The organism is Actinomadura rupiterrae, assembly GCF_024172125.1.
Lineage (GTDB): Bacteria > Actinomycetota > Actinomycetes > Streptosporangiales > Streptosporangiaceae > Spirillospora > Spirillospora rupiterrae.
Map to the genome: position 1 here is coordinate 502,132 of NZ_JAMZEA010000007.1, position 12,722 is coordinate 514,853.

The following is a 12,722-nucleotide window of genomic DNA, read 5'->3' on the forward strand; positions in this document are numbered from 1 at the left end:
AACCGCGCGGGGCTCGCCTTCGGCTTCGCCCCGCACGGTTGTTAACGCGTTCGCGCCGGTTGCGGTTGTCGCGTGGTTCTAAGTGACAGGCTGCGTGGCTCGGGGTCACAGGTTGCGGTGACGGGTTGCTTGGTTTGGGGTCACTGGTTGTGGAAGTCGGGGGGGCGTTTTTCTAGGACGGCCTTCATGCCTTCGGCCAGGTCCTTGGTGAAGAAGGCGAGGGTTTGGACGCTGGTCTCGGTCAGGAGGTGACCGCGTAGGCCGGGGGCGTCCAGGGACGCGTTCAGGAGTTCCTTCGTGCGCCGGAGTCCGTACGGAGACTTCTGCAGGAGGCGGTCGGCGAGGGCCTGGGCGTCCGCGAGGTCCTCGCCCTGGGCCGCCTTCTGGGTGATCAGCCCTAGGGCGTCGGCGGTGTCCCGGTCCAGGCGTTCGGACAGGTAGGCGAGCTCGGCGGCCTTGGCCGGGCCGACGAGGCGGGGCAGCAGCCAGGACAGGCCGCAGTCCCCCGCCGACAGGCCGAGGTCGGTGAACGGGACGACGAAGCGCGTCGTCGGGTCGGCGACGCGCAGGTCGCAGGCGAGCGCCCAGGACACGCCCATGCCCGCGACCGGGCCGTGCAGGGCCGCGATCACGGGCTGCGGGATCTCGCGGAGCCGCGCGGTGACCTCGCCGCCGCGCGCGATGCCCCGGTGGAGCCGCTGGACGCGTCCCTCGGACGACTCGTCCTCCCGGCCGTCGCCGAGGATGTCCATGCCGGAGCAGAACCCGCGGCCCTCGCCGGTCAGCACGACGACGCGGGTCGCGGGGTCGCCCATGAGCCCGTTGAGGACGTCCAGCATCTCCTCGGTCAGCTCGGCGGTGACCGCGTTCAGCCGCTCTGGGCGGGACAGGGCGATCGTGAGCACCCCGTCCCGCCGGTCGAGCCTCAGCGAGCCCATCGGCTCAGGAGGTGAGCTGCTGGATCAGCGGCCCCATCTGCTCGCCCACGTTCTTCGGCACGGTGTGCGGCTCGGCCGCGTTGATCGCGGCCCAGTTGTCCCGGACGGCCTCGACGCTCAGCGCGTCCTTGGTGCCCCAGCCCGGGCCCTCGGCCACGAGCATCTTGGCGATCCGGCCGCCGCCGACCGTGTAGACCTCGCCCGAGTCCGGGTTGGACTCGTGCACCAGGTAGGCGACGAGCGGGGTGACCTTGTCGACGCCGAGGTGGTCCTTGAAGTCGGCGGGCAGCAGGTCCTCGGTCATCCGGGTCCACGCGACCGGGGCGATCGCGTTGGCCTTGATGTCGTACTTGGCGCCCTCGTGCGCGAGCGTCTTGGTGAAGCCGACCAGGCCCATCTTGGCGGTGGCGTAGTTCGCCTGGCCGAAGTTGCCGAACAGGCCCGCCGGGGACGAGGTGTTCACGATCCGGCCGTAGCCGTTCTCGCGCAGGTGCGGCCACGCGGCCTTGGTGACCAGGAACGAGCCGCGCAGGTGGACGGCGATGACCGCGTCGAACTCCTCGACCGTCATGTTCTTGAACGACTTGTCGCGCAGGATGCCCGCGTTGTTGACGACGATGTCGACCTTGCCGAAGGCGTCCACGGCGGTCTGGACGATCGCCTCGGCGCCCTCGGGCGTCGCGACGTTGTCCGGGTTGGCGACGGCCTCGCCGCCGTTCTTGGTGATCTCGTCCACGACCTCCTGGGCCGGGCCGGCGGACGCGCCGACGCCGGAGCGGTCCCCGCCCAGGTCGTTGACCACGACCTTCGCGCCCCGCGCGGCCAGCTCCAGCGCGTGCTGGCGGCCCAGCCCGTGCCCGGCGCCCGTCACGATCGCGACGCGTCCGTCATAGCGCAGTTCCGACATCCGGTTCTCCTCACCTCGCGGCGGCTGCTACTCCCAGGTAATCACTGGGCGGTTACTGAATACCATCCAACCGAATCCCGCTCGGCTTCGGGGTGGCGCACCTCACAGCGCGCGGCCCCTCCCAGCGGCCCCGCGCGGGCCCGGTGGCTGGGACTCCGCTGAGAAATCTCACCAACCAGCCCACGTCACGGGGTATCCCGCGTAGTCTCCTCTGCTTCGGATCTCCGACTTACCACTCGAACCCCACCCCATCCGGGCGAGTACGGAGGACACGCATGACCGAGGTTCCCGGCGACCGTCCGCCCCGCGCCGTCCACTGCCGGACGGACCGCACGAGCCCGCGCCGCCCGCTCCGCGTCGTCCAGTGGGCCACCGGCGCGCTCGGACGCAGCGCCATCCGCGCGGTGCTGGAACGCCCCGACCTGGAGCTCGCCGGAGTCCGGGTGTTCGACCCGGCCAAGGACGGCATCGACGCCGGCACGCTCGCGGGCCGCGCCGAGACCGGCATCACCGCGACGCTGTCCACCGAGGCCCTGCTCGACCTGGACGCCGACTGCGTCATCTACGCCCCCGCCCCCGGCGGCGCGCCGTTCGCCGACCTGGAGACCGTCCGCGCGCTACTCGCGTCCGGGAAGAACGTCATCTCCACGACCGGCTACGTCTACCCCCACGCGCACGGCCCCGGCCTGGTGGACGGCCTGGAGGACGCCTGCGCGCGCGGCGGGTCGTCCCTGCACGGCAGCGGCGTCAATCCCGGCTTCATGTCGGACGTGATGCCGCTGCTGCTGTCCCGGCTGTCGCGGCAGGTCACGCACGTGTTCGCGCGCGAGTGCTCGGACTTCTCCGGGCACCCCTCGAAGCGGATGCTGCACGACCTGGTCGGCCTCGGCCGCACCGAGGACGAGTTCGGCGCGTTCCTGCGGCACGCCCGCCCGGTCATGCGCACCCACTTCGGCGAGAGCCTGCACCTGGTCGCCGCCGGGCTCGGGCTCGCCGCGCCCGAGGTGGACACCGACGTCGCGTTCCGGCTCGCCACCGAGGACGTCGAGGCCGCCGCCGGAACGGTCCGCAGGGGGACGGTCGCGGCCGTCCGCTGGACGTTCAGCGCGATGGTCGGCGGGCGCCCGGTGATCGGCCTGGAGACGATCTACAAGGCGGGCCCGGCGGTCGCGCCCGAGTGGGGACGTCCCGGCTACGCGGTGCGGGTCGAGGGCCGTCCGTCGATCACCCTGACCACCGAGGAGGACTGGGTCACCAATGGCATCGCCGCCGCGGCCGCGCACGCGGTGAACGCCGTCCCGGTCGTCTGCGCCGCGCCGCCCGGCATCCGCACCTTCCTGGACCTGCCGCCCGTGCTCGGCCGCGCCTCCGTCCACCACCTCGCCGACGCCTGACCCCGGACGGGCCGATCGCTCGTCCGGGCGGGCCGTCAGCTCTGGACGGGCTCCTGGGGCTGCTCGTCGAGCGCCTCGGCCTCCTCCTCGGCCTCGCGCTTCTTCTTGCGGAAGTGCCAGACGACCAGGGCGACGACGGCGAGCACCGCGACACCGATCGCCAGGCCGCGGCCGGCGATCTTGGCGACGTGCTCGAAGGCGTTCCCGGCGAAGTAGCCGCCGAGGGTGAAGGTGACGACCCAGATGACGCCGCCGATGAAGTTGAACAGCAGGAACTTCGGATACGGCATCCGCGAGCAGCCGACGAGCGCGGGCATCAGGGCGCGCAGCAGCGCGGTGAAGCGGCCGATGACCACCGCGAACCCGCCGCGCTTGCGGATCATGTCCTGGGTCCTGCCGACCCGGGCCTCGTGTTTGGCCATGACCCTGGTCGTCAGCAGCCGGGGCCCGAGCTTGCGGCCGATCTCGTAGCCGACCGAGTCGCCGGTCACGGCCGCGACGACCGCGATGACCAGCAGCAGCGGCAGCGACAGCTTGTGCTGGCTCGCCAGCACGCCGCCGACCACGATCGCCGTCTCGCCCGGCAGGACGAAGCCGAAGAACAGGGCCGCCTCCGCGAACACCAGCGCCGCGATCACCAGGTAGATGAGCGCGGGCGGCAGGCCGTCCACCAAGGCGTTGAAGTTCTCCAGCATCCCGTCCCCCGCGGCAGGCGCTCCGCGCTTCTCGCGGTGCGGTCGATGCACTCATCGTAGTCAGCGCCCGGATCCTGGTGGATCCCTCTGAGGTCGCAGGGAAGGCCCTACTTTGGAGGGGTCCCGGGAAGTGACGCCCACCGAGAGGACCACGGACGTGACCGCGCAGCAGAACACCTCGGCGCAGCAGCAGGAGCCGGTTTCGGACGTCCCGAAGGAGATCGAGCGGGGCCGGTTCGTCCGGCAGCCGAACCGGTTCACCGGGGAGATCACCGCCGCCCCGGGCCCCTACCCCGCCGAGGCCGGGCGGTACCGGCTGCTGGTGTCCTACGCCTGCCCGTGGGCGCAGCGCAGCATGATCGTCCGGCGGCTGCTCGGCCTGGAGGACGCCATCTCGCTCGGCGTCGTGGACCCGATCCGGGACGAGCGCGGCTGGCGCTTCCCCGAGCCCGACCCGGTGACCGGCGCGACCTTCCTGTCCGAGCTGTACCTGGCCACCGACCCCGAGTACACCGGCAAGCGCTACACCGTCCCCTGCGTCTGGGACACCGTGACCGGACGCCTCGTCACCAACGACTTCCCGCACATCACGACGATGTTCGAGACCGAGTTCGCCGCGTTCCACAAACCCGGCGCGCCCGACCTCTACCCGGAGGAGCTGCGGCCGGAGATCGACGGGATGAACGAGCTGGTCTACGCGACGGTGAACAACGGCGTCTACAAGGCCGGGCTCGCCACCTCGCAGGACGCCTACGACGAGGCCGTGGACGCCCTGTTCGCCACGCTCGACCGCCTGGAGGAGCTGCTCGCCGACCGGCGCTACCTGGTCGGGAACCGGCTCACCGAGGCCGACGTCCGGCTCTACCCGACGCTCGCCCGCTTCGACGCCGTCTACCACGGCCATTTCAAATGCAACCTGCGGCGCCTGGTCGACTACCCGAACCTGTGGGGCTATGCCCGCGACCTCTACTCCCGTCCGGAGTTCAGCGGGACGACCGATTTCGACCAGATCAAACGGCACTACTACGGGACGCACAAGATGATCAACCCGTCCGGGATCGTCCCCAGGGGCCCCGAGGTCGACTGGACCGCCCCGCACGACCGCGCCGAGCTCGGCCCGGCCTGACCGCACAACCCGCGGGCCCTCGTCGCCGCCCGGCTCGGACCTGCCTGACCACATAGCGGGCCGTTCACCCGATTCCGCTTAAGCACCTGCTTAAACGCTTAGAGGAGACCTTCAGGGAGCGTTCAGGTTCGATCACTACGCTGGCCCACCTCCTGGACGCATCCCCCGCGGCGTCACACACACGAACAGACCCTCCGAAAGGTCTCCCTCAGAAAATGCGCAGCCCCTTCTTCAACAACATGGACCAGGGCGAGCCCGTCCCCGGCCACTTCACGCTCCAGAACGGCAAGATGCTCCGCGTCCACCTCAACGGGGACGTCATCGCCCGGCAGGGCGCCATGGTCGCCTTCCAGGGCCAGATGGACTTCGAGTACCAGGGTGCCGGCGGTGTCGGGAAGTTCCTCAAGAAGGCGCTGACCGGCGAGGGCGCGCCGCTGATGCGGGCCAAGGGCCAGGGCCTGCTGTTCCTCGCGCACAACGCCGAGGACATCCACCTGTTCTACCTGGAGAACGAGCAGATCACCGTGAACGGGGCCAACATCCTGGCCTACGACGCGCACCTGCAGACCGACATCAAGAAGGTCCAGGGCGCGGGCATGATGTCCGGCGGCCTGTTCAACACCACGATCGGCGGCACCGGCTGGGTGGCGGTGCACACGCACGGCGCCCCGGTCATGCTGGACGCCGGCCGGGCCCCGACCTTCGCCGACGGCGACGCCGCCGTGGCGTGGAGCACCAGCCTCCAGGTCGGCGTCAACCGGACGATGAAGGCCGCCGCGCTGATCGGCCGCGGCAGCGGCGAGGCCATGCAGCTGGCCTTCCAGGGCCAGGGCTTCGTGCTCGTCCAGTCCAGCGAGGGCCCGACCGTGCCCGAGCACACGCACTGATCGACTTTCGCCGGGCGCCTTCCGGACGGCCCGGTCGGAGCCGGGCGGTGAGACCGTCGCCACACCCGTGACCTGCGCGGACACGGGTGTGGTGAACGTCGCCGATTAAACCCCTGAATACTGGGCAAAATCCCCAGTTTTGGGTCTTGAGCCGCGGAGCGCGCCCCGCGCTGGCATGGTGGACGCCCAAGTGCGAGTAGCCTTGACTCGTCTCAGAACTCACCTGCGAGCTGCGGAAGAGGGCGATCTCCGCCGTGTCGACAGAGTCAGCGCCAACCAGTGCCGACCCCAAGACCACAGACTTCGGTGCCAACGAGTGGCTGGTTGACGAGCTGTACCAGAAGTACCTCGAAGACCCCAACTCCGTTGACGAGGCGTGGTGGAACTTCTTCGCGGACTACCAGCCGGGCTCCCGGCCGGCCGCGTCTCCACCGGTAGCCACGGCCCCCGCGGCGGGCGGCGCCACCACGGCCGACAGCGCCACCACCGCGCCGACGCCGCCGCCGGCCGCGCCGGAGCCCCAGGCCGGCGCTGACGGCAAGGCCGTCGCGAAGAAGGCGGCCAAGCCCGCCGGCCCGCCCGTCCCGGCGGGCGAGCAGGAGAAGCTGCGCGGCGTCGCGGCGCGCACGGCGCAGAACATGGACCTGAGCCTGTCGGTGCCGACGGCCACCTCCGTGCGCGCGGTGCCCGCCAAGCTGTTGATCGACAACCGCATCGTCATCAACAACCACCTCAAGCGCGGCCGCGGCGGCAAGGTCTCGTTCACCCACCTCATCGGGTTCGCCATCGTCAAGGCGATGGCCTCGATGCCGGAGATGAACCACGCCTACGCCGAGGTCGACGGCAAGCCGACCCTGGTCCGGCCGGAGCACGTGAACTTCGGCCTCGCGATCGACCTGAGCAAGCCCGACGGCACGCGGCAACTGGTCGTCCCGTCGGTCAAGGCGGCCGAGACACTCGACTTCCGCCAGTTCTGGGCGGCCTACGAGGAGATCGTCCGCAAGGCGCGCGGCAACAAGCTGACGCTGGACGACTTCCAGGGCACCACGATCTCGCTGACCAACCCCGGCACCATCGGCACGGTCCACTCGGTGCCGCGGCTGATGCCCGGCCAGGGCACGATCATCGGCGTCGGCGCGATGGAGTACCCGGCCGAGTTCTCCGGCGCGTCCGAGGAGACCCTCGCGCGCATGGGGATCAGCAAGGTCATGACGCTGACCTCGACCTACGACCACCGGATCATCCAGGGCGCGCAGTCCGGCGACTTCCTGCGCCGGATCCACCAGCTGCTGCTGGGCGAGGACGGCTTCTACGACGAGATCTTCGCCGCGCTGCGCATCCCGTACGAGCCGGTGCGCTGGGTGAAGGACATCTCGGCCACGCACGAGGACGACGTGGCCAAGGTCGCGCGCGTGCACGAGCTGATCCACGCCTACCGGGTCCGCGGCCACCTGATGGCCGACACCGACCCGCTGGAGTACAAGCAGCGCCGCCACCCCGACCTCGACATCCTGCAGCACGGCCTGACCCTGTGGGACCTGGAGCGCGAGTTCGCGACCGGCGGGTTCGGCGGCAAGCCGACCATGAAGCTGCGCGACATCCTCGGCGTGCTGCGCATGGCCTACTGCCGGACGATCGGCATCGAGTACATGCACATCCAGGATCCCGAGGAGCGCGCCTGGATCCAGGCCCGCGTCGAGATCCCGCACGACAAGCCGAACCGCGACGAGCAGCTGCACATCCTGCGCCGGCTGAACAGCGCCGAGGCGTTCGAGACGTTCCTGCAGACCAAGTACGTCGGGCAGAAGCGGTTCTCGCTGGAGGGCGGCGAGTCGCTGATCCCGCTGCTCGACTCGGTGATCGGGGCGGCCGCGACCGAGAACCTGGACGAGGTCGTCGTCGGCATGGCGCACCGCGGCCGGCTGAACGTGCTCGCCAACATCATCGGCAAGTCCTACGGGCAGATCTTCGGCGAGTTCGAGGGCAACCTCGACCCGCGGTCCGCGCAGGGCTCCGGCGACGTCAAGTACCACCTGGGCGCGCAGGGCGACTTCACCGCCGCCGATGGCGCCACCATCCACACCGAGCTGGTCGCCAACCCGTCCCACCTGGAGACGGTCGACCCGGTGCTGGAGGGCGTCGTCCGCGCCAAGCAGGACCTGCTGGATGTCGGCGAGGCCGGGTTCACCATCCTGCCGATCCTGATCCACGGCGACGCCGCGTTCGCCGGCCAGGGCGTGGTCGCCGAGACGCTGAACCTGTCGCAGCTGCGCGGCTACCGCACCGGCGGCACGGTGCACGTGGTGGTCAACAACCAGGTCGGCTTCACCACCGCGCCGGAGTACTCGCGGTCCAGCGTGTACGCCACCGACGTGGCCCGGATGATCCAGGCGCCGATCTTCCACGTGAACGGCGACGACCCCGAGGCGTGCGCCCGGGTGGCGAGGCTCGCGTTCGAGTACCGCCAGACGTTCAAGAAGGACGTCGTCATCGACATGATCTGCTACCGGCGCCGGGGCCACAACGAGTCGGACAACCCCTCGTTCACCCAGCCGCTGATGTACGACCTGATCGACGCCAAGCGGTCGGTGCGCAAGCTCTACACCGAGGCGCTGATCGGCCGCGGCGACATCACGGTCGAGGAGGCCGAGGCCGCGCTGCGCGACTACCAGGAGCAGCTGGAGCGCGCGTTCACCGAGACCCGCGAGGCGGCCAAGAAGCCCCTCGAACCGGGCGCGGTGGTCAAGCCGGACGTCGAGGAGATCATCCCGATCGACCACGCCGCGGCCGGCTCGGCGATCAGCGGCGAGACGGTCAAGCGGCTGATCCAGTCGCAGGTGAGCCTGCCCGAGGGCTTCTCGGTGCACCCGCGCCTGCAGCCGATCCTGCAGCGCCGCGTGCAGTCGGTCGACGACAACGCGATCGACTGGGCGACCGGCGAGCTGCTGGCGTTCGGCTCGCTGCTCATCGACGGCCACCCGGTCCGCCTGGTCGGCCAGGACTCCCGGCGCGGCACCTTCGGCCAGCGGCACGCGGTGCTGGTGGACCGCAAGTCCGGCGAGGAGTACACGCCGCTCAAGCAGTTCGGCCAGGGCACCTCGAAGTTCTACGTGCACGACTCGCTGCTCAGCGAGTACGCGGCCATGGGCTTCGAGTACGGCTACTCCATGACCCGCCCGAACGCGCTGGTCGCGTGGGAGGCGCAGTTCGGCGACTTCGCCAACGGCGCGCAGTCGGTCGTGGACGAGTACATCTCGTCCGGCGAGCAGAAGTGGGGGCAGCGCTCCAGCGTCGTCCTGCTGCTGCCGCACGGCTACGAGGGCCAGGGGCCGGACCACTCGTCCGCGCGCATCGAGCGCTACCTGCAGATGTGCGCGCAGGACAACATGACGGTCGCCTACCCGACCACCCCGGCGAACTACTTCCACCTGCTGCGCTGGCAGGTGCTGTCGGGCCGGGGCAAGCCGCTCATCGTGTTCACGCCGAAGTCGCTGCTGCGGCTGAAGGCGGCGACGTCGGCGGTCAGCGAGGTCACCGAGGGCGCGTTCCAGCCGGTGATCCCGGAGCGCAACGCCGAGATCGACCCGGCGGGCGTGCGGCGGGTGCTGCTCACCTCGGGCAAGATCTACTACGACGTGGTGGCGCAGCGGGACAAGCTGGAGCGGAACGACACCGCCGTGGTGCGGGTCGAGCGGCTCTACCCGGCGCCGGCCGAGGAGATCAAGGCCGAGCTGGCCAAGTACCCCGAGGGCGTCGAGGTCGTCTGGGTGCAGGACGAGCCGGCGAACATGGGCGCCTGGCCGTTCATGGCGCTGAAGCTGCCGCACCTGATCGACGGGTTGAAGATGACCCGGGTGTCGCGCCCGGCGTCGTCCTCCCCCGCGGTCGGTTCGGCCAAGCTGCACCAGGCGGAGCAGGAGGCGCTGCTCGGCCGCCTGTTCGGCGACAAGTAGCGGAACGAGTTCGGCGAGGGGGTCCCGGCGCGGTGCGCCGGGGCCCCTTCCCGTGCGGCAGGGAGGACCATGTACTTCACGGACCGGGGCATCGAGGAGCTGGCGGAGCGGCGCGGCGAGGAGTCGGTGAGCTTCCACTGGCTGGCCGAGCGGCTGCGCGAGTTCGTGGACCTGAACCCGGAGTTCGAGACGCCGGTCGAGCGGCTGGCCACCTGGATGGCCCGCCTGGACGACGACGACCCCGACGACGAGTAGCAGCCCGTCCCGGGCGGCCCGCATCGCGGGCGGGACGACGCGCCCGAAAAACGCGATACATCTTGACTTTCCGGCGACGCGACATATCGTGTTGTCCCGTAAGGTGTTGCTTCCGGACGGAGGGTTGAGGCGCCATGTCGCGGTGGACGATCGACGAGCCGACCACGCTCGAATTCGACGGGGTGGTGGCGCTGCGGGCCACGCTGATCGCCGGGAGCGTCTCGGTGGTCGCCGGGACGGGGCGTCCCTCGGTGCACGTCGACAGCGTGGACGGGCCGCCGCTGCAGGTGGCGCACGAGGCCGGGATGCTGGCGATCACGCACGAGAAGCTGATCGAGGGCGTGCTGAGCTGGCTGCGCACGCAGAAGGCCAGCGCGCACGTCACGGTGACCGTCCCGGCGGACTGCCCGGTCAGCCTCAACCTGGTCTCCGCGGACGCCGTCATCACCGGCATCCACGCCCGCACCCAGGTCCGGTCCGCCACCGGGGACGTGACGCTGCACGACGTGGCGGGCGACATCGAGGCCAACACGGTCTCGGGCGACGTCGAGGCGTCCGGGCTGGACGGCCGGGTCACCTTCATCTCCGCGTCCGGGGAGCTGGCCCTGGCGGGCGGCTCGCTGGACCGGCTGGCCGCCCGCTCGATCAGCGGCCGCGTCTCCGCCGACGTCGAGCTGCGCGGCGAGGGCCGCACCGAGATCCAGACCGTGTCCGCGGACGTGGCCGTCCGGCTGCCCGAGCACGCCTCCACCCGCGTCGTGCTGAACTCCGGCACCGGACGCGTCGAGGCGTCCTTCCCCGAGCTCGCCCGCCAGGACCGGGCCATCGCGCGCTCGGTGTCGGGAAAGCTGGGCGACGGCTCGGCGGACCTGACCGTCAACACCATCTCCGGCAACGTGACGCTGCTGTCCCGGCCCGCGCACGACGCCCTGGAAGACTGAAGGAGTCGAGTTGAGCCCCGTCTTCGGCCATGGCCGCCTCCGGCTGTACCTGCTCAAGCTGCTGGAGGAGTCCCCGCGGCACGGCTACGAGGTCATCCGGCTGCTCCAGGACCGCTTCCTCGGCGTGTACTCGCCGTCCCCCGGCACGATCTACCCGCGCCTGGCCCGGCTGGAGTCCGAGGGCCTGGTCAGCCACGAGGTGGTCAAGGGCAAGAAGGTCTACTCGCTCACCGACAAGGGCCGCGCCGAGCTGGAGCGCCGGATGGACGAGCTGGCCGAGCTGGAGGACGAGATCACCGCGTCCGCGCAGGAGTTCGCCCGCGAGGTGCAGCAGGACGTCCGGCAGACCGTCCGGTCCCTGCGCGAGGAGCTGACCGCCGCCGCCCGCACCATGCGCGACCCGGGCAACGCCGCGTCCAAGGAGGCGTGGAAGGAGGCCACCCAGCAGCAGAAGGAGGAGTGGAAGCGGCAGAAGGAGCACTGGAAGGAGGCCACCGAGCGCCAGAAGGACGAGTGGCGCCGCCAGAAGGAGTACTGGCGCGAGCAGAAGGAGGCCTGGAAGGAGGAGTGGCGCCTCAACTGGGAGGACGCCTGGCGCAACGTCACCGGCTCCACCGACGAGGTGGCCCGCCTCAAGCTCGAACGCCTCATGCGCCGCTTCGTCGAGGACGTCCGCAAGGACGCCAAGAAGGCCTCCCTCTCCGAAGCCGACCTGGCCGCCATAGAAACCCTCCTAACCGAAACCCGCACCCGCCTCCACAACCGCTTCCACCCCCACGACTGACCCGGGCAACGCTGCAGGTCAGTCAAGGGGGTAGCGGGCGCAAGTAGATTCTTGGTTACCCAGCGCAGCAATACTGTCACTCAATATGGCGATACGCCTGCGCCCCAAGTAGAGTGCTTCCTAAACTCCGCCGCATGGAGGAGTGGGAGATCAGAGTCACGCATGAGTGGCGCCGCTGGTTCGACGGCCAGGACGCGTCGACACGACGTCAGATCATCTGGTCCCTCGACCGGCTCGCCGAAGGCGGCCCGGTCCTGGGACGGCCGATGGTCGACCGGATCGAAGGGTCACGGATCCACAATCTGAAGGAGTTGCGGCCCGGCTCCGCCGGAAACTCCGAGATCAGGATCCTCTTCGCCTTCGACCCGTGGCGATCGGCCATCATGCTGGTCGGCGGGGACAAGTCAGGCGACTGGAGCGGATGGTACCGGCGGATGATTCCTCAGGCCGAGGAGCTGTTCGGGCAGTACCTCAAGGAACGCCAGGCCGAGAAGGAGGGGCGGGAGTGACCGGCTTCGAGAAGTGGAGCGACATCCGCGAGGAGGTCGTGGCGGCCGCCGGCGGCGAGGAGGCCGTCGCCGAGGCGGGCAGGCGGGTCCAGGCGTACATCGACGGGTATCGGCTGGCGGAGCGGCGTAAGGTGCTGGAGCTGACGCAGATGGACGTCGCCGAGCGCATGGGTGTGACGAAGGGGCGTGTCTCGCAGATCGAGCGGGGCGAGGTCGCGACCGTGGAGGCCATCGCCCGGTACGTCCATGCGCTGGGCGGTGAGCTGCAGGTGAACGCCGTGTTCGGGGATGACGTCTACATCCTGCGCGGCGCGGATCCGAACGCGGCCTGAC

The 12,722-nt window shown here is 70.3% G+C and carries 12 protein-coding genes; 9 read left to right on the top strand and 3 right to left on the bottom strand.

Annotated features, from left to right (window positions below; genetic code table 11):
* Positions 1-140 precede the first annotated feature (140 nt).
* Together FHU30_RS26655 and FHU30_RS26660 are read right to left on the bottom strand one after the other, a co-directional pair.
* The gene (locus FHU30_RS26655) at positions 141-938 is read right to left on the bottom strand and encodes an enoyl-CoA hydratase/isomerase family protein (protein WP_253879398.1); all 798 of its coding nucleotides are present in this window, start codon (positions 936-938) and stop codon (positions 141-143) included.
* 4 nt (positions 939-942) lie between these two features.
* Positions 943-1,845, bottom strand: a complete 903-nt coding sequence (locus FHU30_RS26660; protein WP_253879399.1) for an SDR family oxidoreductase — start codon at positions 1,843-1,845, stop codon at positions 943-945.
* A gap of 275 nt (positions 1,846-2,120) precedes the next feature.
* On the opposite strand from FHU30_RS26660, the gene FHU30_RS26665 reads away from it, so the two are divergent.
* A complete protein-coding gene (locus tag FHU30_RS26665; protein ID WP_253879400.1) occupies positions 2,121-3,239 on the top strand; it encodes an NAD(P)H-dependent amine dehydrogenase family protein in 1,119 nt (372 codons plus the stop codon).
* A 35-nt stretch (positions 3,240-3,274) separates the two neighbouring features.
* On the opposite strand, the gene FHU30_RS26670 is transcribed toward FHU30_RS26665, so the two are convergent.
* Complete coding sequence (locus FHU30_RS26670; RefSeq protein WP_253879402.1) at positions 3,275-3,985, bottom strand: DedA family protein; 711 nt, start codon at positions 3,983-3,985, stop codon at positions 3,275-3,277.
* A gap of 106 nt (positions 3,986-4,091) precedes the next feature.
* Here FHU30_RS26670 and FHU30_RS26675 point away from each other — a divergent pair, with 106 nt between their 5' ends.
* From FHU30_RS26675 to FHU30_RS26710, 8 genes are all read left to right on the top strand, one after another.
* A complete protein-coding gene (locus tag FHU30_RS26675; RefSeq protein WP_253879404.1) occupies positions 4,092-5,060 on the top strand; it encodes a glutathione S-transferase family protein in 969 nt (322 codons plus the stop codon).
* Positions 5,061-5,275: 215 nt separating this feature from the next.
* Complete coding sequence (locus tag FHU30_RS26680; protein WP_253879405.1) at positions 5,276-5,947, top strand: AIM24 family protein; 672 nt, start codon at positions 5,276-5,278, stop codon at positions 5,945-5,947.
* A gap of 254 nt (positions 5,948-6,201) precedes the next feature.
* Positions 6,202-9,900, top strand: coding sequence for a multifunctional oxoglutarate decarboxylase/oxoglutarate dehydrogenase thiamine pyrophosphate-binding subunit/dihydrolipoyllysine-residue succinyltransferase subunit (locus FHU30_RS26685; protein ID WP_253879406.1), 3,699 nt, complete (start codon positions 6,202-6,204; stop codon positions 9,898-9,900).
* A gap of 69 nt (positions 9,901-9,969) precedes the next feature.
* A complete protein-coding gene (locus tag FHU30_RS26690; protein ID WP_117361200.1) occupies positions 9,970-10,155 on the top strand; it encodes a DUF6104 family protein in 186 nt (61 codons plus the stop codon).
* Positions 10,156-10,289: 134 nt separating this feature from the next.
* Complete coding sequence (locus FHU30_RS26695; protein WP_253879408.1) at positions 10,290-11,096, top strand: DUF4097 family beta strand repeat-containing protein; 807 nt, start codon at positions 10,290-10,292, stop codon at positions 11,094-11,096.
* Positions 11,097-11,106: 10 nt separating this feature from the next.
* A complete protein-coding gene (locus FHU30_RS26700; protein ID WP_253879409.1) occupies positions 11,107-11,880 on the top strand; it encodes a PadR family transcriptional regulator in 774 nt (257 codons plus the stop codon).
* 134 nt (positions 11,881-12,014) lie between these two features.
* Entirely contained in the window at positions 12,015-12,389 is a 375-nt protein-coding gene (locus FHU30_RS26705; protein ID WP_253879410.1) for a type II toxin-antitoxin system RelE/ParE family toxin, read from the top strand.
* Positions 12,386-12,721, top strand: coding sequence for a helix-turn-helix domain-containing protein (locus tag FHU30_RS26710; RefSeq protein ID WP_253879412.1), 336 nt, complete (start codon positions 12,386-12,388; stop codon positions 12,719-12,721). Before FHU30_RS26705 ends, FHU30_RS26710 begins: the two co-directional genes overlap by 4 nt.
* Position 12,722 lies beyond the last annotated feature (1 nt).

Excerpts from the sequence above, each read along its gene's own strand:
- FHU30_RS26660 (WP_253879399.1), bottom strand. The coding sequence starts at position 1,845 with ATGTCGGAACTGCGCTATGACGGACGCGTCGCGATCGTGACGGGCGCC.
- FHU30_RS26655 (WP_253879398.1), bottom strand. The coding sequence starts at position 938 with ATGGGCTCGCTGAGGCTCGACCGGCGGGACGGGGTGCTCACGATCGCC.
- FHU30_RS26695 (WP_253879408.1), top strand. The coding sequence starts at position 10,290 with ATGTCGCGGTGGACGATCGACGAGCCGACCACGCTCGAATTCGACGGG.
- FHU30_RS26665 (WP_253879400.1), top strand. The coding sequence starts at position 2,121 with ATGACCGAGGTTCCCGGCGACCGTCCGCCCCGCGCCGTCCACTGCCGG.
- FHU30_RS26690 (WP_117361200.1), top strand. The coding sequence starts at position 9,970 with ATGTACTTCACGGACCGGGGCATCGAGGAGCTGGCGGAGCGGCGCGGC.
- FHU30_RS26680 (WP_253879405.1), top strand. The coding sequence starts at position 5,276 with ATGCGCAGCCCCTTCTTCAACAACATGGACCAGGGCGAGCCCGTCCCC.
- FHU30_RS26705 (WP_253879410.1), top strand. The coding sequence starts at position 12,015 with ATGGAGGAGTGGGAGATCAGAGTCACGCATGAGTGGCGCCGCTGGTTC.